This window comes from Paraburkholderia sp. BR13439 (assembly GCF_040948805.1).
In the GTDB taxonomy this organism is placed as follows: domain Bacteria; phylum Pseudomonadota; class Gammaproteobacteria; order Burkholderiales; family Burkholderiaceae; genus Paraburkholderia; species Paraburkholderia youngii.
This window is the reverse complement of the sequence record NZ_JBFPKN010000048.1, coordinates 1-19,592: the sequence shown is the minus strand read 5'-3', so window position 1 is coordinate 19,592 and position 19,592 is coordinate 1. Positions and strand designations below refer to the sequence as shown.

Below are 19,592 nucleotides of genomic sequence, written 5' to 3'. Positions count from 1 at the left end.
AAACAGCTCGCCGCACGCTTTGCCGGCTGGCATCGCTTCACTGGGCTCACCCAGGATCCGTCCAATTTCTGAGCAAATCTACCTCCTGTGCGCTCTTGCGTCTCGTATACCTTAACGTGACAACGCCGTTTGATGGTTTGCCTTGGCCTATGGGCCTTACATTCTGCGAAGGGCTCACGACCTCTACGGCGGTGATCAGCTTTTGATCGTGACGGCTTTGGTAACCAAGTAAGGTTCCAACGCCTCGCAACCGCCTTCCGAACCGTAACCGGAATCCCCGACGCCGCCAAACGGCATTTCAGGCCACGGCGTAGCGCCCTGATTAATCCATAGCATTCCGACATTCAAACGTTGCGAAAGCTGATGTACGCTCTTCACGCAATTCGTGAATGCGTATCCCGCAAGTCCATAGGGAAGCCTGTTCGCTTCTGATATTGCTTCGTCGAGATCATCGAATCCTCGTATCGCAGCGACAGGGCCAAAAGGCTCCTCATTGAAGATTGCGGCGGTTAATGGCACATCGGAAAGCACCGTAGGCGCGAAAAAATTGCCTCGATCGCCGATCCGGTTTCCACCCGTCAACAACTTGGCTCCAGACTCACGTGCGTTGCTCACGACCTCTTTTATGGCCGCCAAGCGACGCTTATTTGCCAATGGCCCTAGCGACGTACTTTTTTCGAGACCGTCACCTACTTGCAACTGTTCGGCATAGGCGACCATCGCAGCCTCGAACGATCCGCGCAAGCTGTTATGGACGAGGAATCGCGTGGGCGAAACGCAGACCTGTCCCGCGTTTCTGAATTTTACGGCACCTAAAACTTTCGCAGCTTCCTCGACGTCAGCGTCTGCAGCGATGATCACCGGCGCATGACCGCCCAGCTCCATCGTCGTCCGTTTCATATGTCGGCCGGCCAGACTGGCCAGTTGCTTGCCGATAGCCGTTGATCCTGTGAACGTGACCTTTCGAACTGCTGGATGAGAAACAAGAAACTCAGAAACTTCCGCAGGATTCCCGAAGACCAGGCCTAAAACGCCCCGAGGAACGCCAGCGTCCGCAAATGCCCGAATAAGCGACGCCGGCGAGGCGGGCGTCTCTTCGGGCGCTTTCACAATGAAAGAGCAGCCCGTGGTAAGCGCGGCCGATAGTTTCCGAACGATCTGATTAACCGGAAAGTTCCAGGGCGTAAAGGCTACGACCGGTCCGACCGGTTCCTTCAGCACCAGTTGTTGAACATTCTGACTTCGCGATGGAACGACGCGTCCATAGACGCGCAAGCCTTCATCTGCGAACCATTCGATGATCTCTGACGCCGACAAGACTTCCGCCCGCGCTTCACCAAGCGGCTTTCCCTGCTCTTGCGTTAGGAGGGAAGCAATGGTCTCGACGCGCTCCCGCAGGAGCATTGCCGCGCCTCTCATCATCCTCGCTCTTTCAACCGCTGCGACGTTGCGCCATTCAGCGAAACCCGCTTCTGAAGCGGATGCAGCACGTTCAAGGTCCTCCTTTGCCGCGCAGGCGACCACGCCAATCCTTTCGCCGGTCGAAGGGCTGATCACATTGATGGTCGCTCCATCAAGTGCATCACACCAACTTCCGTTAATGAAAAGCTTGGTATTTGAATAGGTCATTTAACTACCTTCTATCATAGTGCAGCTCAACGGGACTTTGCGAAGACGCTTCGCGAGTCAACTTTCGACGTCGTTGGTGACACTTCTCAGGTGAGAAGCACGTATATTTTTCGCACTGCCTCGGTGACTCTCAAGGTTCCTGAGTAGCCGGCGGGGATAACGCCCGTGTCGCCCTTAGAGAATTCAGTCTGCGGTGTGGTTTCGCTCTCGAGCGAGAAGGTACCCTCCAGGACGTGGAAGATCTCGTTTCGGTTTGATGGATAGACGAACTTCCAGGCGCCAACCTCTGCCTCCCAGAAACCGACACCCGGACGTGATGGTTCAAAGTCCACCAAAGGACGGCTGATTCTCTTCGGCTTACCAGTGATAAGCATTTCGTCAGCCGGATAGGTCAAATTCTCCTGCAGCTGGGTCGGGTCGATCTTACAAATCCGTTGAAAATTCAACTGTTCCACAGTTTCTCCTAGTAAAAACGCTCTTACGTTGGGCATGTCATAAGGCAACGCGTATGAGTTGGCGCGTGCGCCCCTCGCTGGCACCTTCGTGCTTAGCAGCTGACAGCAGGCCTGCACGCCGCCGCATGCAAACTCACATGGCCCGACGAGCGCGCAGGCATGACGGAAAATGGCGTTTCTAAAACAGTTATGTTCCGTCAACAAAACGTCCTTCCCCCGCCATGTCGACCAGTGGTCGACGGTTACTCGGCACCTCCTTTGCCTGGAGAAAATGCGGAAGTAGCGCAGCATCCCCAGATTGGCCCAGTGCTACACAGACTTCGATTGAAAAATCGTCTGGAATGCTTAGGTCGCTACGGATGAGGTCCCTGTTGATCCCTGCAAGAGCATGGGCGCCCCACCCTAGGAGGCTAGCTTGTAACGCAAGAAATGCCCAAGCAACTCCGGCATCAAATGAATGCGTAGGTAACGAAAATTCCTCAACTCTCCCAGGGAGCCGAAACGTCTGTTTTGACAAAATCACAACGATCGCGGCGGCACGGACTGCCCAGGATCGGTGGAATTCGTTCAAAAACGAAAGAAACGAGACCCATTGATCTGTTTCACGACGGGCGTAAACAAACCGCCATGGCTGAGAGTTATAAGAGGAAGGAGCCCAACGGCCGGCTTCGAGAATAGTGAGAAGGGCATGCTCATCGATAGCATCCAAAGTGAAGGCGCGAGGTGACCAGCACTCGACGAACTGCGAATGGATTGGAAAATCAGTGATGCGAATTGTTTTTATACCCATAACCAAAGCTCGATAACGGTTTATTCAAATCAAAAAATGGATGCAACCTTTGAGAAGGACGTCTCAGCAGTCACGCCCGAATCCTACGTACTCGTAAAATCAATCGACACCGCCGGTTTCACTGCAGGGTTAGAAGGTCTTTGCGGAGTCATACATGAGGCCTACATGCTGCGGCCACCTCAGCCAACCATCGGTCACGACACTCCTTCATAAATGAAACAAATGTTCGTCCTACTTTCGAGAACGGGCGAGATCTTGGGTATAGCAGTCCAACCCTGAAGGTAATGCAAGGGTCTACGAGACGAACATCGACCCGATCAAGGTACCCGTGAACACTGAAAGGATCGATAAAACCGACACCCATTCCCAATGCGGCCAACTCACATGTCGAGTGCGAGAATGAGGTATCGATTCGCATGACACGGTGTATGTCTCGCGATTCGAAAAGGCGATCAACATGCGGCCGGGCTTGATAGTGCGCCGTGGTGGAGATAAACGTACGCCCTTCGAAATCCTCCGGCGAAAGCATCGACTTTTGCGCAAGCTGGTCCCCCTTCTTCATAACGGCGTAGTAGGGAACATTACAGAATTCGTCTACTGAAAGGTCTTCGCGGTCGTAAGGCACTTCTGCAAGACCAAGATCGATTCCTTCCGTCGCAATCCAGTCCTCCACCTTCGTGGAGCTTTGAACATCCAGTGAGATATCAACGTCTGGATGAGCTTCACAAAAACGGGCTATGACCGCGGGCAAAAAAGTTATTCCTAGCGCCGGCATGCATGCGATCGAGATGCTGCCTACGCGGAGTTTCCTCACATCAGCGGCAAGTTCCCCGATCCTTTGGTACGCACGGAATGTGTTCTCTACTTGCTCGTGGATCATCCTTCCTTCAGGCGTCGGCACCAGCCTGCCAGCAGCGCGGTTGAACAATGTCACGCCGAGCTCCTTTTCGAGCTCGGTGATCAAGCGACTCACCGATGGCTGAGATAGCCCCAGTAAGTCCGCAGCACCGTTTACAGTGCCGACCATCATAGTCGTGCGGAATGCTTCAAGTTGCCGGATGTTCATAGTTTCGCAGTTGATAGCCCGCTTTAAACAGCCATCATCTATGTTTCGGACCAGCATCGCAAGGATGTGCCGACCGTGGTGCTCGGACGGTCGGCCATTTCCCGTGGTTCGCGGCTGGCGCTGCTCAATCAAGATTCGGTCACGATGAGCGATTACACTGGCCGACAATCCGTTCAACTTAAAGCACCGGCGTCTGCGGTCAAATAGTCAGAGGCGCGCTCCGTGCAAAGCCGCGTTCGTGCCACAGAAGGCATCCCGCATCAGCGGTTTCATTAAATGCAATCTCTCGGATTACTCCAACGATGATGGAGTGGGTAAATCCGTCATGCTGATCACTGATTTCGCAGTCCAATGCAACCGTCGCATCAGCCAGGACCGGTGCACCAGTCACGAGAGATGCCCATTTGTTGGCTGTGAAGCGGGCTTGCCCTTTGGTTTTGCGAAATGTGTCAACGACCCCGCAGTGCGCTGTGGAGAGCAGATTTACGGCGAAACCCCCTGCTTTCAGGATCGCGTCGTGGGATGAAGCGCTCTTGTTCACGCAAACGATGACCGACGGCGGGTCGTCGGATAGACTGCATACCGATGTAGCGATGAGCCCGAACGGCTGTCCGTCGTGCTTTGCGGTAATAACCGTAACGCCGGCAGCGAACAGCGACATCGCCTGCTGGAAGTTGCCTCTGGAACCGATGGTTTGCATTTGGTCACCTGCCTCGACTATGACGGATCACGCAACTTTGAAGGTGCTGGGTTTGAGGCCAAGGTTCTCGCGCAGAGTTCGTCCTTCATATCGATCCCTGAACAACCCGCGGCGACGCAGTTCCGGGATGAGGAAATCACTAATGTCGTCCATGCCGCCGGGAAGGATCGCCGGGCAAAAATTGAAGCCGTCGGCGCCATCATTCTTGAACCACTCTTCCATCTCATCAACGATGTCGCTCGCCGTTCCAATCGCGAGGCGTACCCAGAAAGTTGATGCAACGCGCTGGTAGAGTTGTCGAATCGAGAGTTTCTCGGTACGCGCCATCTCCAACAGATTCGATGCGATGCTCCTGAGTTTCTGACCACCGATGTCTGGCACCGGCCCATCAAGCGGATACCCGGACAGATCGCCCAGCGCGTTATAGAGCGAGGCCAGACCGCTCAGCGGGTGGATAAGCTCCTGAAGCTCGTCGAACTTGTCTTGCGCCTCTTGCCTGGTCTTACCTACGAACGGTGTAATGCCCGGCATTATTAGCAACTCCTCCGGCTCGCGACCATACTTCGCAAGCCGCGCCTTAAGATCGCCGTAGTAATCTTGCGCATGTTTCAGGTCGTGCGAGTTACTGTAAACCACGTCCGCGCATCTAGCAGCGAGTTCACGTCCGGCCTCGGAAGCTCCGGCCTGCACGATGATCGGCTCTCCCTGCGGTGTGCGCGCCGAATTCAGAGGACCGCGCACCTGGAAGTGCTTGCCCTTGTGGTCAGGAACGTGCAACTTGTCTTCGTGGTAGAAAAGTCCGCTTTCCTTGTCTCGAACGAACGCGTCATCCTCCCAGCTTCGCCAAAGGGATTTAACGACGTCGACGAACTCGTCGGCTCGTTCGTACCGCTCTTCATAAGCAAGGTTCTCGTTCCTGTTGAAGTTTTGAGCTTCCTCGTCTGACCATGATGTGACGACATTCCATCCGGCGCGGCCACCGCTGATGTGATCGATCGAAGCGTATTTACGAGCGATGTGGAATGGTTCGTTGTACGTGGTCGAGGCGGTTGCTACCAGGCCGATATTTGACGTCGTCGCGCCCAGTGCGGCGAGGAGTGTGAGCGGTTCCAACTCAGCATTGCGCATGTCACGCGCAAGAGATCCTTTCGGATTGTCATTGGCGCGGATCCCAAGACCGTCAGCAAAGAAAACCATATCGAGATGCGCTGCTTCCGCCTTTCGGGCTGTGCTCAGGAAGTACTCGAAACTGAGCGCGCCGTCCGCAGGCACGTCCGGATGCCTCCAGGCGGCCACGTGATAGCCGAGATATCTCATCGAGAGGCCGAGCCTCATTTTTCCGTCTTTGGTCATGCAAGCGCTCCCATTCTTGGACTGTTCCGCCCGAAACATGGCGGTATGGGTGAATATTCTCGCTTCACCGTCCGATAAACAATGTCGCGAAAAGCGGCCGACTATTTGAAAAATGGATAAGGGTATTCCCTTACTTTTTAGAGCGCCGGAGGTGCAAAGCTGCGTTCAGCGGCGGGACTGGCTGCGGTGTGCTGCGTCCGCGTCCGTTGCCGCGCTTCTCGACCTCGACATTGGAGATCGACGGCCGGGGGAATGCTTGAGCGAGGCAATGAGGTGCCGAGTGGGGTCTGTCCGCATCCGGGGAAACCCTCTATACGAATTTCAAATACCGGACCTTTTTTGACGGCATTGTGTCGTTCACGTGGACGGCACACCATCCTACTCATTCCGCCGTGCATGGCCCGGCGGCGCAACGAATAACCCCGCAGCTGGGAGCCGTTGATCTGGCAGCGGATGTCAAGAAGCGATGTCTCTTTCTGCCGCTGCTGTCGCAATGACGCGCGGCGATACACTGGTTGGGCTGGTCGCCAGCACCGACTGCAAAGGAAATAAGATGCTGAACAGAGCCAACACCCTTGACCCCATTACCTGCACGAAAGCCATAAGCAGCAGGATGCGCGATGTCATCGCCGCGAACTTCGGCACATTTTTCGAATGGTTCGACCTGCTCGTGTACGCAATGTTCGCTATTACTGTGTCGAAGCTATTTTTTCCGACCGGCGACGAGCGATCGGCGCTGTTGCTCAGTCTCCTAACCTTCGCTAGCTCATTCCTTATCCGTCCGGTCGGTGCGATCATCCTGGGTGTCGTCGCAGACAAACACGGCCGGCGCTTCACGTTAAGCCTCACGGCGTTCCTGATGTTGTGTGGCACTGCGTCCATCACCCTCGTGCCGACATACGACAAGATCGGCGTGTTCGCGCCGGTAATTCTAGTCGCGGGACGCCTGCTTCAAGGCTTTTCGGCAGGGGGCGAATTTGGAGCGGCCAATTCATTTTTGACCGAACAAGATGTAAAGCGCAGAGGGTTTTTTGGGAGCCTGCAATGGTCGACGTCGGGTCTCGCTGTATTGGCGGCCTCGCTCTTCGCCTACGGCGTGAATCGCTATCTGTCGCCGGAACAGATCGATTCCTGGGGCTGGCGTCTGCCGTTCGCCTTCGGGTGTCTGATCGGACCGATTGGCCTCTACATCCGCAGGAAAGTGAACGAGACGGCCGCGTTCGAGCAAGCGAGCGACGTGGTGCCACACAAGCCGCTGCGCGAAACGGCGCAATCACATATGTCAAGCGTGCTCATGGGCGCCGTCATTTCCGGCGCTGGCGGCCTCGCGAGCTTTATGAACATCTATATGCCGACGTTCGCAATTCATAATCTGGGAGTCAGCAAGGACGCAGCCTTTTTGTCATCGATTCTGAGCGGCCTCGTATCCGTCGTGTTCCCGATAATCGGTGGCATCGCAGCGGACCGACTCGGCACCGTCAAGGTGATGCGTGCCGCACTACTGTGCGGCATGGTGCTGATCCTGCCGCTCTTTTACATGCTCACGCGTGCACCGAGCACCGCAACATTGATCGCATTCCAGTGCACCCTTTCACTCGTGTTCTACAGCTTCTACTACGCGCCGGTCAGCTCGTTGCTATCACAACTCTTTCCCACGTCCTGCCGTACCACCGGCTCGTCGCTCGCCTACGTAATCGCGATGACGCTGTTCGGCGGACTCACGCCTGTCGTGACCAACCTTCTCGTAAAATTGACGGGCAGCATCATGTCGCCGGCCTATTACCTGATAGTGATTTCGACCCTCGCGCTCGTGGCTCTGATCGCCAGCCGCAAGCGCGTCAACTGACAAATCTCCAAGCTAATATGCTGCCCATTCAAGAAATCACATTGAAACCCGAATTGCCCAAGCAGGTCTCCGTCGCAATTATTGGCGGCGGAATCATTGGTATCAGCTGCGCGCTCGCGCTGGCGCGCAAAGGTGTCGACGTCGCGGTGTTCGAAAAAGGCACGATCGGTTGCGAACAGTCTTCGCGCAACTGGGGCTGGGTGCGCTCCATCGGACGCGACATTAAGGAACTGCAACTGTCTTTCCTCGCGAACGAATTGTGGCAGTCAATCCAATCGCAAATCGACGTGGGCTACCGGATGACGGGACTCGCATATCTTGCGAAAGACGAGTCGGAGATGGCTCTGCATCAAAAATGGATCGATGCGTCCGGCGCCAGCGGTGCCCGCGTCAGGCTTCTTGGCAGAGCCGAACTCGCCAGGTTTCTCCCGCAGTCGAGCCGCGCATGGGACGGGGCGCTCTATAGCGCGATCGACGGTGTCGCAGAACCCACAATGGCCACACGAGGCATCGCCGAACTCGCTCGCGCGAACGGTGCATCGATCTTCGAACACTGTGCGGTGCGGGGCATTGATATTTCCGCGGGTCGCGTGTCGGCTGTCGTGACCGAGCACGGCGTCGTGAAATGCGCCGACGTGGTTTTGGCAGGCGGTGCGTGGTCGCGGCTGTTCTGCGGCAATCATGCAATTGACTTTCCGCAACTCAAGGTTCATGCGTCCGTGCTGCAAACCGCGCCTATCGACGCTAAACTGGACGTCGCGATCAACGGGGGCGACTTCACATGCCGCAAGCGCTGCGACGGCGGATACACAGTGTCGAAACTCGGCGCCTCGGTCGCCGATCTCACGCCCGATAGCATTCGCCTGAGCACGAAATTCCTGCGTGCCTGGCTCAAAGAGCGCAAGTATCTGCGACTCCGTTTCGGACGCCCCTTTTTTGATGAACTGAAGATTCCGCGCCGCTTCAATATTGACGCCCCGACGCCGTTCGAATCGTACCGCGTGCTCGATCCTGAGGCTAACAACGGCATGCTCAACGACGCAATGAATTGCCTGAAGCAGACCTTTCCATCGTTCGCCAATGCGACGATTGCACGTACGTGGGCAGGTATGATTGACGTCACGCCCGATGCACTGCCGGTTATCTCTAGGGTCGAGCGGATACCGGGCTTCTATCTGGGTTCCGGCTTTTCAGGCCATGGCTTCGGCATTGGACCGGCCGCGGGCGCTGTGCTCGCCGATCTGGTAACAGGCGATCGCACTCAGGTAGGGATCGAAGACTTCGCCCTGAACCGCTTTTGCTCTTAAGGGAGTCCACATGCTGCAGCGAAGCAGGAAGAACCCAAAGCGACTCACTGGACTCATCCGTTTGACGCGTTTTCCAACCAGCGCACGTACAATGCCATCAGCTCCGATTGAGTCGCAATATGCAGCTTCGCGTAAGCATTTCTTGCGATGGCTTTTCACCGTCGTTATCGCGATATTCAGTCTCAGGCTGATAGATACCGACGAGTGTCCCTGAAGAATCAGCCGAATCACCTCTACTTCACGCGGAGACAATAAGTCCTTCCCGAACGATTCAAATGCCACATTGATAGCGTTGTCGTGAGGGAGTGCGGCATCACGGACGAAACATGCCCAGTTCGCCCGAACAACAGCAGAGACGAACGGCGCCATCACTTCGAGAATGGAAATCTCCTGCGCGCCAAAACCCGATAGCGAACTGGGTCGGAGAAAGCTCACCTCGGCCATGGCCCTGTCTGGGAGCTCGACGAGAAGCAATAGCTCCTCTCTCCGCTCGGGCCACCCATGGGTGATGTAACGCATTTCCTCTTTTTCAGACCACGCCGCGGGGATACTCTTGAACGACTGGGAAATTGGATATTCCTTAGGCACCAGATCCTTCATCCGGTACGCACCTGGCTCTATGCCGTCCAGATATGCCTGATAGCATGGACTCAGCACGTATGACAATTCGACAAAGTTGGTCAGGCCCTCCCGATAGGGTGTATCGCCGAATGTATCGAATAGCAGCACAGGACGCGTCTTTCCACGATACGCGACAATCGAAACCATCTCGAACGCCAGATTCAGATTCAGCAGCCGGAATGCCGCGGCATATGATCTCTCGCTACCGACAAAATCGATTGCCTCGCCGATCCATAAAAATTCGGGTCCTGGCTCGGAAAGGTTGACCGACATAAACCGCCCTCAAGTTCCTTCGAGACATGACGCGAGCCCCAAATCGTGTCCGCCCGACGACGGACACCTCCTCGACAACCCGCGCCAGCGCTCTCGGCCAACTTTAATCCAGGACTGCCGCGGTGATGACCACCTCGACCGTATAACCGGGAACGGCCGATTTTCCCTCGACCGTAGCACGTGGACGAGGATCGCTCCGACTAACCCATGCATCCCACGCGATGTTCATTGCGGAAAAATCCGCAATGTCCGCGAGAAATATCTGCGCAAAAAGAATTTGATGCTTGTTGCTACCCGCCTCTTCAAGCAGGGCGTCGATGGTCTCCAGGATCCTTGGGGTCTGCGCTGTGACATCCAGATTGGGTTCATCTGCGACTTGCCCGGCGAGCCGCCCCCCCTGACGAACGCTGACAGCAGACATCCTCGGACCGGGATGGAGACGCTTTACAACCATGATGATAACCTCAATGTCTGAATGACTCTAGCAGTCCACTTGGTGGACCTCGGACTACTTCAATGGCCCGGTGAGGAACTTTACTAGCCTCTCACTTTTTGGACTTCCGAAAATATCAGTTGGCCGGCCACGCTCTTCCACAAGACCCTGATCAAGGAACATCACTTCGCTCGAGACTTCCTTCGCGAACGCCATCTCGTGTGTCACTACCACCATCGTTCGCCCCTCCTTGGCGAGTTCCTTCATGACCGAGAGCACTTCGCCAACCAGTTCGGGATCGAGTGCAGATGTGGGCTCGTCAAACAACAGTACTTCGAGGTCGACGGCAAGTGCCCTGGCGATCGCTACGCGCTGTTGCTGCCCACCGGACATGTGTGACGGGTACATATCAGCAACCTTGTCCGGATCCAGCTTGACCTTCAGGAGGACGTCGAGTGCACGTTCATGGGCCTCCTTGCGCGAACGCTTCTGCACCCTGATCGGTGCCAGCATCAGGTTCTCGATTACTGTCAGATGTGACCAAAGATTGAAGTGCTGAAAGACCATCCCAAGCCGCGTACGCATCTTTTCTAGCTGGCCGTGGTTGACCGGCATGATGCTGTCGCGTGTTTCTTTCGTCTGCAGTTCCTCGCCGTTCAGCCGGATCACGCCGGCATTTGGCCGCTCAAGCATGTTGATGCAGCGCAGGAATGTACTTTTCCCTGATCCGCTCGAGCCGATGACGCTGATGACATCGCCCTTCTTGGCCTTTAGCGAAACGCCTTTGAGGACCTCGTGTGCGCCGTATCGCTTATGTACGTTTTCAACCGAAAGTGCATTCATGATCGTTACTCGTGTTCTGATTAATACTGTCGCGCATCCTGTAATTCGGCCGCGGACGAGCTTGCAGACTTGACCGCAACGCGCTGCGAGGCGCGTGGCCGGACGTGAGCCATGTATCGTTTCTCCAAAGTGCGGAAGATTCTCAGGATCGCAAATGTGCACAAGCTATAGAGCACGAGCGCAAACAGGTAGGGCTCGAACGGTGCCGCATACTGCATGCTGATTGCGCGTGCAACGCCACCCAGGTCGAGCAGCGTGATGCCCGAGGCCAACGCTGTTCCGTGCAGGGTGAAAACAACCTCGTTGCAATACGCCTGCATCGCGCGACGGAGCGCACTCTGATAAATTACAGATCGAAGGCGAGCCCACTTGCTCATCCCGATCGCCACAGCCGCCTCCACCTCCCCGGGCGGCGTAGCCTTGAGCGCGCCAGCGAAAATTTCACAAGTGTATGCTGCAGTGTTCAGTCCGAATGCGAGCCACGCGCAGACGTACGCCTCCTGGAGGTAGGTCCAAAGCCAACTCTCACGGATGAATTCGACTTCAGCAAGCCCGTAGTAGATGACATACATCTGGACGAGCAGTGGACTTCCTCGAAAGATGTATGTAAATAACCAAACGGGCGTTGACAGCCAACGCGATTTCGATATGCGCATCACCGCGAGCGGCACTGCCAGCACAAGCGCGAACGCCAGAGAAATCAAAAGAAGCTGCACGGTCAACCACAAACCGGTGGTGATTTCGCCGTCAGTCCACAAAAACAGCCGGAGATTATCCAGAACAATATTGAAGTTCACAGATTCACCTCTCGAATTCCGAGCGAGAATTTCATGTTGAGTCGTCGCAGAATCCAGAGCGAGACAGTCGTAAGGGCGAGGTAGACCGCACCGGCGACACAGAAGAACAGGAAGATGTGGTGTGTGGCGCGTCCGGCCGCAGTCGAGAGGAAAACCAACTCGTTCAAACTCACCATAGAAGTGATTGCGGAGGCCTTTACAAGCGCGAGCCAATTGTTGCTCAGACCGGGGATGGCGAATCGCATCATCTGCGGGTAGAGGATGCGAAAAAGCACGGTTCGCTTGCGCAACCCAAATGCGTAACCGGCTTCGAGTTGGCCAGCCGGAGCTGACAGTATCGCGCCTCGGAACGTCTCGGCGACATACCCACCGTAGACCGCCCCGAGAATTATCACGCTCGCCATATAGGAGTCGATCTCGATCGAACGTCCTGGAGATATTTTGTTCACTGCATAGTTGAGTGCGGCTTGGCCACCGTAATACAAGAACAACAACCACACAAAGTCGGGCGCACTTCGGGCGAGCGACGTGTATAGCGACGCGATGGTATTGAGGACGCGATTTGACGCGGACTTACACATGGCTGCCACGAGCCCCAGAACAACTGCAACAAGCAACGAAGCCAATGCGACGTTGATCGTTGTCATGGCACCAACACCAATCGCGCGAGCGTATCCATAAAGCATTAGACATCTCCACAAACATTAAGGAAGGCAGTCGCCGCAGAATGCGGCAACTCTCCCTCTCTCTCCAACTTCCACACGGGAGTCAAGGACTCGGTGCGTCAGATGCCTGAATAGATATCGAAATTAAAGTAGCGCTTGGCTATGCGATAATATTCTCCGCTCGCGCGGATTGCGTTGATGGCACTGTTCAGGCGATCGCGGAGCTGAGAATCGTCCTTGCGTACGCCGATCGCGATGCCGGCGCCGAAGTACTGTGAGTTTGTGACCGGCTTTCCGGTGAAGGCAAAGCCAGTACCCTGCGGCTGGTTGAGGAAGCCGGTAGCGAGCATCGTGCTATCCCCCATTACGGCGTCGAGGCGACCGGAAGCGAGATCTGTCAAGGCATCTTCATCTGATGGATAGGTAACGACCTTTGCGCCCGCTGGTGCGAGGACCGCCTTCGCAAACGATTCATGAGGACTCGAGCGCTGCATTCCGACTTTCTTGCCCTTCAGCGTCTCCGGTCGGGTGGGATCAAATGAAGAGCCAGAACGGGCGACCATGCGAGAAGCAACGCTGTAGTACTTCTCGGTGAACGAAATCTTTCTCGGCGCTCCGCTGTGTCGGTCATCGAGGACATGATCGCGTCGAACTTGTTGCTCATGAGCGCCGGAATCATGCCATCCCAATTCTGGACAACCCACTCACACTTAGTTTTGAGCTGGACACAAAGTGCATTACCGATATCGACGTCGAAACCATGAGGCTGTCCGTCTGTACCCATTTCGTTAAACGGGGGGAATGCGCCCTCGACTCCCATACGAATCACGTCCGACCCTTGTGCGTGGGTCGTCGCCATAAATACGGATGCAACAAGTGCCAGCATCACTGTGGACCTTTTCATCGCTCGTCTCCTTGCTCGCTTTAATATGGAATTGAAACCAAGATTCGCCTACAAACTGCGTTCAAAGCCACCGGTTCTCCCGATTGCTCGCTTTCTTTTTATCTTCGGTACTGAACTACAGAAGCACGAGTAGCTACAGTCTCATACAAACTCTGCGCCCTCTTGTTCGCTTCTTCCGTCTGCCAGTACGTGCGATAACACTCCCGGACATCCGCCTCCTGGAAGGCCTTATCAAGAAGCTGACGTGCTACCCCTAGCCCTCGTGCGGCCTCAGAAACAAAGAGGTCCTCAATCAGGCAATTCCACGTCGCGGCCCAGCTTGAACGATGGAAGAGATAGATAACAAACCCTGTCATCCGGCCTGCCCCGTCCTCGCTGACGGCGCACTGATGATCTCCACCCTGCGTCGTGATCCGATCCCACGTCGCCTCCGTGACTCGCGTCGGAACGTCCGTCTGATAAAAGTGTAGATAGGACTCCCAGAGTGGCAGCCATCGCTCATAGTCCGTACTAACGGCTGCCCGTACAGTTACCTTTTGCATGCCCTTGCCTTCGTGCTAACGAGGTTTTTAGTCCGTTTGTTACTGCTGTCCTGCAGCGACGCGCTCAGGTTCATCATCTGTTCCCGCGAATTGAGCAGAGAAACCAATGCCGCCGAAGAGCAAATGGCATGGCTTCTCAGCAAAGTTCCGGACTTGCCATAGCTTCGGCGCAGGAAGGCACCTCACGTATGGTTTTCACACCGCTCATCTGCACACGGAACGAGCTGCGATCGAATTACAGTTGCTCGCGTACGGCGGCGGAGATACCCGCCAGACCCTTTCGGAGTTCATCCTCCGTCGGCCATGCAAACCCGATGCGCATGTGCAGCTTTGACATTTCGAACCAGTTTCCGGCACCGACGTACGTATGGTGGTTCTGCAACACCGATCGATAGAACTCGTCTGTGTTGAACGTCGGTGGCACTTTCAAGCGCGGGAAGCAAACGACCCCGCCTTGGGGCTCCACCCACTCTACGTAGGGATCCGAGTTGACCCAGTCGCGGGTGATTCCCAAATGACGGAGGTTCCTCTTGCTGCTCTCGGCCAGCCAGTTGTCGCGCTCCTTGAGAACTGCAAGCCCGATCGCTTCGTCAACCACCGACCCGCAAATGCCGATTTGTTCTTTGGCCGCGAGAAACAGCCGGTAAAGCGCCGGGCTGCGCATCGTTAGCCAGCCAAGACGAATGCCGGGGGTACCGTACGCCTTCGACAGGGACGAGACCGAAATGAAACGATCACTGATGGTTGCTGCGGCTGGGTACGGCGTACCGTAGGTGAGGTCACGATATGTCTCATCGACAAGCACAAGGCAGTCGTGCTTGTCGGCGATCGCCTTGAGGCCAACGATTTCGTCCCACGTCATCATGGTGCCAGTCGGATTGTGCGGGCACGTCACGCTGATGTACGCCGTGTTCGGGCGTACTGCACGTTCGATTCCTTCGAGGTCCACCTTGAAGCCTTCCTCGAACTTCAGGTCGATGTACGTCGTTTCGCAACCGATCGCGCGCGGCGTCTCGATATTTGTCGCGTAGTTCGGGCGTACGACGACGAGGTGCGAATCCTTGTCCAGCAGGGACGTGGCGATGATGAACAGGGCACCCGCAGCGCCGTTGCAGATCAGGACGTCATCAGACGTGACAGATTGGGCGCCGCTTTGTTTCGCGATAAGCTCTCGAAGCTGCTTGTCGCCGCGATGCTCGCCGTACAGCAGAACGAGATCATCAAGGTTATCGACGTTGAAATCGCGGAACCTCCGGTCCGAGATCGAGCTCTCCGACAGGTTGTATTTGATCTTCTCGTAACCCAGTTCTTCCGGCGACTCCTCTTCGAGGATCATGCGCACGTATTTCATAAAATCTTCCCGTTAGTTTGTGAATCAGACCGATGCCCGCTCTTCGAGCCAACTGCATGGCGTTCGAATAATCTTTACCGGACAGAATTCTTAGCTCCATCCCCCCAGAGGAGGAGCCACGACCTTAGTACAGGATCGAACTGGCTAGACAAAGGACCGTTGCGTGGCCTGCATCTATGGCACACGAATTCAACGGACGTAAATCCCAATGCAGCTTCAGCGGTACGCCGTATAAGCGAAACTCTTCGCCTGGTCTCCAGCGATGAGACCGGCGGAACACGAACGTGTTAGCCCCTCATGTGTGGATACCGATAGTCCGTTGCCGGCACGTAGGTCTCTTTGACTGTGCGAGGCGACACCCAACGCAAGAGGTTGAGAATCGAGCCAGCCTTGTCGTTAGTACCGCTGCGGCGGGCGCCGCCAAAAGGCTGCTGTCCAACGACCGCGCCCGTCGGTTTGTCGTTCACGTAGAAGTTGCCCGCGGCAAATCTAAGACCTGTGCTCGCTTCATTGATCACTGCCCTGTCGGTCGCAAACACCGCGCCGGTGAGCCCGTACGGGCTGGTTTCGTCGACGAGCTTGAGAATTTCAGGCCACTCTTCATCGTGGTACACATACACAGACAGGACCGGCCCGAAGATCTCCTCCTGCATCATGACAAATCGAGGATCGCTGACCTCAATGACCGTGGGCGACACAAAGTAGCCTTTACGGGCGTCACACTGCCCGCCGGCGATGATCGACGCCTCACCGGAACGCCGCGCGGTGTCGATATAGCCATTGATTCGCTCGTAGGCACGCTGATCGATAACCGCTCCCAAGAAGTTCGAGAGATCCCGCACGTCCCCCATCTTCAAAGTCGAAAGATCGTCGAGGAGTCGCGCTTTGACCCGCGGCCAGAGCGATGCCGGGACGTATGCGCGCGACGCCGCGCTGCACTTTTGCCCCTGGTATTCGAATGCGCCTCGGAGCAAGGCGGTGCTCAGGGCGTCCGCATCCGCCGACGCATGAGCAAGAACGAAGTCCTTCCCGCCCGTCTCACCAACCAGCCGGGGATAGCTTCGATATTTCGGAAGCTGCTCCGAGACGGCACGCCAGAGGTTGTCGAACACCGCAGTCGAGCCAGTGAAATGGAGGCCCGCAAATGAAAGTGAGCTAAGCGCGACAGACGAAACCGTCTTTGCGTCTCCTGGGACAAAATTGATGACCCCAGGCGGGAGTCCCGCCGCCTCGAGTAGTTGCAGAACATAGTAGTTGCTGAGCGCCGAGGTGGCTGCCGGCTTCCATAGCACAGAGTTGCCCATCAGCGCGGGCGCACAGGCCAGGTTGCCGCCGATGGCCGTGAAGTTGAAGGGGGTAACCGCGTAAACGAAGCCTTCGAGCGGCCGATACTCAAGTGCATTTCGCGCACCCGCAGCGGAGATTGGCTGCAACTCCTGCAACTCTCGCGCGAACTGGACATTCCACCGCAGGAAATCGATCAGTTCACACGCCGAGTCGATCTCGGCCTGATATACGGTCTTGCTCTGCCCCAGCATTGTCGCGGCGTTCATTTTGTGACGCCACGGCCCCGAAAGCAGATCGGCGGCCCGCAGGAACACCGCTGCACGCTCCTCCAGCGGCCAGTTGGACCACTCCAGTTGATTCTCACGATGCGACTGTATGGCCGCCTGCACGTTTTCTGTCGACGCCTGCTGCACGTTTGCGATCAGGTGATGATGATCATGGGGACACGTTACCGGCAGCCGTTCTCCCCCCCAATTCGCTCGCCATTGACGATAACCGGAATATTGACGACCTCTGCGGCCTGACACACGAGTTCACTTTCGAGCGCGGCGCGCTCCGGTGAACCCGGAGCATATGTGAGGATAGGTTCATTCTGTACATGCGCACATGCCATAAGGCTCGTCTCCAATTCTCTAGAAGTTCGAAGGAATTGAAAACGTATCCAATACCAGCGTCTCCAACCATCCTTCCAAGGGAGGAGCACGTTGCCGACGTCGCTTCAACGACAGCACCGGACAGTACAGGTTTGCGATTCAGCTGCAGTGAGCAGAAAGCGTCGCATCTCCAGTCCGACTTTTGATGCGAATGGACGTTCGTTTTCCTGCAAGGGGTTCCTATCATAAGCGCCGGTGTTATGAAAACTGATTGGCTTATGTAGAAGTCCGTATAAACAACCTCCTGCTTGAAGTCCCGTGCGGCAAACGCCTGATCGAACTGTCGGGCGCGCTGCACTTCATCGCTGTGCAGATAGGTCGAGGTCGTCGAGATCGACGAATGGCGCAGATTGTCGCGCACCATGAGCAGCTCGGCGCCCCGCGCCAGCGCGTGCGAGGCGTGTGTGTGCCGCACCCAGTGCGGGCTCGCCCGGCGCAGCTTCTCGGCCGTCCCGGGCCGCTCTTCCTGGATGGCATCGGCTACCAGCACGAAGAACCGCCTCAGCACGCGCGAGAGCCGCGTGCTTTCGATGCCGGCGGCGTCCCCCTCGAGGCTAGCCACAAGCGGCGTCGCCGGGTTCCAGCGCGCGGGCGTGACCGGCAGGCCGCGCTGCACGAGATACTGGTCAAGTGCCGTTCGTGCAAGCGGCGGCAACGCCACCTTGCCGCGCTTGCCCCCTTGCCGGCCACGTGCAACCAGTGATCGCCGTGCTCGTCCCGGCGGATGTCTGCGAGCGTCGCGCCAACCAGCTCGCTAGCGCGCGGGCCCGTCGCATAGCCGAAGTCCAGCAGAATACAGCGGACACCGAACAGGGCGACATTCCGATGGACTATGTTATCGATGTCGGAGCGCAGGTCGCGAAGCGTTTCCCGGCGTACGAGACGGCAGGCATTGCGTCGTCGTGGACCGGCGTGTACGACGTGACACCAGACTGGAACCCGGTGCTCGGTACACTGCCCGGCATCAGCGGGCTGGTGGTGGTCGGCTACGGCTTCTCGGGCCACGGATTCAAACTGTCGCCGACAGTCGGCAAAATCCTAGCGCAAGCAGCCCTTGGCCAGCCCACCGACGTTTCGCTCAAGCCGTACTCAGTCGAACGTTTCGCCACCGGCGAGCTTTTGACGGGAAAATATGGCCTCGGTGCAGTTTCTTGATGCGATGAGGTCCGCTCACCTCGCGATTCGTCCGCTGGCGTCATTCACGCCGCAGCCGTGGCGCAACGGCGGCCGGCAGGAATGGTATCGAGCGGAGGGAAAAAGTGCAGTTGCTGGAAGACCTTCAGCAGCACCAGCAGGCCCAGTCGAGGTCGCTCGCCGCGCGTCGACCGACGTGCCCAATCGAGCTCGTCGGGCAGTGGCGTGTAGCAGGTTTGCAGTTCCCGGGGTGCCAGGACCTCGGGGGAAGCGCGGGTACGCGGAGCGTTCGAGGGTAGCCATTGCGGATCGTCCGGATCAGCAGAGGGCCGCTCAGATTAGCACAAGAAAAATCAGACGTTACCGCTGATACCCCTTCATCGGCCAGCAATTCGATAACCGTGCGCAGAAGGCTCCGGATCGACGTGAACTGCGATGTTGATGTGACTCTTATGCACTTGACTCACAGTCACGATAAAGCGCGCCGTGGCCGCACTGCGCCATCATCAGGGGCCGCCAGCGCCCGCGCGCCGGTTCTTGGCGATAGACGCGAAATCGACAGACAGTGTTTGTGATTTCTAGTCCGTTGACCTGCTCACGCCCTAGCGACGATCGCTGTGCATTTCGGACGGTCGATTTTCTAAATTGGTGACCGTAGAAGACGGCGGCGATATCGGTACCACCGGCGGCCTGATGGAAACGAGAAAGATTGCGGCGATGGCCGAGGCCTCCAATCTGCGCCTCGCGCCGCATAATTGTGCTAGGGAAGGTCTGCACAACTCGTTTTCAGAGAGTTGGCCGTTTGCCACTTGCGTCGTATCAGCCATGAGAGTCTGCTGGCAGGTTGGTCGCCTGGCTTTTTGAAGCGTGACGACCACTGTTTGCCGAGATTCGCGGCCTGAATCTGCGAGCGTTTCAAGCGTTCCACAAAGCCTTGCGTGCC

General features: G+C 56.6%; 17 protein-coding genes and 4 pseudogenes. 3 read left to right on the top strand and 18 right to left on the bottom strand.

Annotated elements, in window-relative coordinates:
* Window positions 1–195: 195 nt before the first annotated feature.
* From AB3X96_RS40425 to AB3X96_RS40400, 6 genes are all read right to left on the bottom strand, one after another.
* On the bottom strand, window positions 196–1,629 hold the full coding sequence (locus tag AB3X96_RS40425; protein WP_368594157.1) for an NAD-dependent succinate-semialdehyde dehydrogenase: 1,434 nt from the start codon (window positions 1,627–1,629) through the stop codon (window positions 196–198).
* A gap of 86 nt (window positions 1,630–1,715) precedes the next feature.
* Complete coding sequence (locus tag AB3X96_RS40420; protein ID WP_176112041.1) at window positions 1,716–2,084, bottom strand: cupin domain-containing protein; 369 nt, start codon at window positions 2,082–2,084, stop codon at window positions 1,716–1,718.
* Between the two features lie 187 nt (window positions 2,085–2,271).
* Complete coding sequence (locus AB3X96_RS40415) at window positions 2,272–2,874, bottom strand: nitroreductase family protein (protein ID WP_368594156.1); 603 nt, start codon at window positions 2,872–2,874, stop codon at window positions 2,272–2,274.
* Window positions 2,875–3,022: 148 nt separating this feature from the next.
* Window positions 3,023–3,940 carry a LysR substrate-binding domain-containing protein gene (locus tag AB3X96_RS40410; protein WP_368594155.1) on the bottom strand — a complete coding sequence of 306 codons (918 nt, stop codon included), beginning with the start codon at window positions 3,938–3,940 and terminating at the stop codon, window positions 3,023–3,025.
* A gap of 199 nt (window positions 3,941–4,139) precedes the next feature.
* Window positions 4,140–4,640 carry a flavin reductase family protein gene (locus tag AB3X96_RS40405; protein ID WP_176112044.1) on the bottom strand — a complete coding sequence of 167 codons (501 nt, stop codon included), beginning with the start codon at window positions 4,638–4,640 and terminating at the stop codon, window positions 4,140–4,142.
* Between the two features lie 27 nt (window positions 4,641–4,667).
* Window positions 4,668–5,993 carry an LLM class flavin-dependent oxidoreductase gene (locus AB3X96_RS40400; protein WP_368594154.1) on the bottom strand — a complete coding sequence of 442 codons (1,326 nt, stop codon included), beginning with the start codon at window positions 5,991–5,993 and terminating at the stop codon, window positions 4,668–4,670.
* 466 nt (window positions 5,994–6,459) lie between these two features.
* Here AB3X96_RS40400 and AB3X96_RS40395 point away from each other — a divergent pair, with 466 nt between their 5' ends.
* The gene (locus AB3X96_RS40395) at window positions 6,460–7,839 is read left to right on the top strand and encodes an MFS transporter (protein WP_368594153.1); all 1,380 of its coding nucleotides are present in this window, start codon (window positions 6,460–6,462) and stop codon (window positions 7,837–7,839) included.
* Between the two features lie 17 nt (window positions 7,840–7,856).
* Window positions 7,857–9,146, top strand: a complete 1,290-nt coding sequence (locus tag AB3X96_RS40390; protein ID WP_368594159.1) for an NAD(P)/FAD-dependent oxidoreductase — start codon at window positions 7,857–7,859, stop codon at window positions 9,144–9,146.
* Here AB3X96_RS40390 and AB3X96_RS40385 read toward each other — a convergent pair.
* The 10 genes and pseudogenes from AB3X96_RS40385 to AB3X96_RS40340 form a co-directional block, all read right to left on the bottom strand.
* Window positions 9,030–10,040, bottom strand: coding sequence for a response regulator transcription factor (locus tag AB3X96_RS40385; RefSeq protein WP_368594152.1), 1,011 nt, complete (start codon window positions 10,038–10,040; stop codon window positions 9,030–9,032). The genes AB3X96_RS40390 and AB3X96_RS40385 overlap by 117 nt on opposite strands.
* A gap of 103 nt (window positions 10,041–10,143) precedes the next feature.
* Window positions 10,144–10,497: a RidA family protein gene (locus AB3X96_RS40380; protein ID WP_368594158.1), complete on the bottom strand. Its 354-nt coding sequence runs from the start codon at window positions 10,495–10,497 to the stop codon at window positions 10,144–10,146.
* A gap of 51 nt (window positions 10,498–10,548) precedes the next feature.
* Entirely contained in the window at window positions 10,549–11,316 is a 768-nt protein-coding gene (locus AB3X96_RS40375; RefSeq protein ID WP_368594151.1) for an ABC transporter ATP-binding protein, read from the bottom strand.
* A 20-nt stretch (window positions 11,317–11,336) separates the two neighbouring features.
* Window positions 11,337–12,113: an ABC transporter permease gene (locus AB3X96_RS40370; protein ID WP_368594150.1), complete on the bottom strand. Its 777-nt coding sequence runs from the start codon at window positions 12,111–12,113 to the stop codon at window positions 11,337–11,339.
* Window positions 12,110–12,799 (bottom strand): ABC transporter permease, encoded by a 690-nt coding sequence (locus tag AB3X96_RS40365; protein ID WP_217710313.1) that lies wholly within the window; start codon window positions 12,797–12,799, stop codon window positions 12,110–12,112. The genes AB3X96_RS40370 and AB3X96_RS40365 overlap by 4 nt, the downstream gene beginning before the upstream one ends.
* A 98-nt stretch (window positions 12,800–12,897) precedes the next feature.
* A pseudogene (locus tag AB3X96_RS40360) lies at window positions 12,898–13,562 on the bottom strand (transporter substrate-binding domain-containing protein).
* Between the two features lie 218 nt (window positions 13,563–13,780).
* Window positions 13,781–14,224: a GNAT family N-acetyltransferase gene (locus AB3X96_RS40355; RefSeq protein WP_176112052.1), complete on the bottom strand. Its 444-nt coding sequence runs from the start codon at window positions 14,222–14,224 to the stop codon at window positions 13,781–13,783.
* Window positions 14,225–14,459: 235 nt separating this feature from the next.
* Entirely contained in the window at window positions 14,460–15,575 is a 1,116-nt protein-coding gene (locus AB3X96_RS40350; protein WP_368594149.1) for an aminotransferase class I/II-fold pyridoxal phosphate-dependent enzyme, read from the bottom strand.
* Window positions 15,576–15,862: 287 nt separating this feature from the next.
* Complete coding sequence (pruA, locus tag AB3X96_RS40345; RefSeq protein WP_368594148.1) at window positions 15,863–17,389, bottom strand: L-glutamate gamma-semialdehyde dehydrogenase; 1,527 nt, start codon at window positions 17,387–17,389, stop codon at window positions 15,863–15,865.
* 364 nt (window positions 17,390–17,753) lie between these two features.
* Window positions 17,754–18,319, bottom strand: a pseudogene (locus tag AB3X96_RS40340) (tyrosine-type recombinase/integrase); the annotation flags it as partial.
* On the opposite strand from AB3X96_RS40340, the pseudogene AB3X96_RS40335 reads away from it, so the two are divergent.
* Window positions 18,308–18,670 (top strand): annotated as a pseudogene (locus tag AB3X96_RS40335) (NAD(P)/FAD-dependent oxidoreductase); the annotation flags it as partial. The pseudogenes AB3X96_RS40340 and AB3X96_RS40335 sit on opposite strands and share 12 nt — an antisense overlap.
* 77 nt (window positions 18,671–18,747) lie before the next feature.
* Here the strand turns inward: AB3X96_RS40335 and AB3X96_RS40330 are convergent.
* Window positions 18,748–18,952, bottom strand: a pseudogene (locus AB3X96_RS40330) (DUF4158 domain-containing protein); the annotation flags it as partial.
* Window positions 18,953–19,409: 457 nt separating this feature from the next.
* Window positions 19,410–19,592, bottom strand: a 183-nt coding sequence (locus tag AB3X96_RS40325) for a hypothetical protein (RefSeq protein ID WP_368594147.1), incomplete at its 5' end; no start/stop codon positions are given.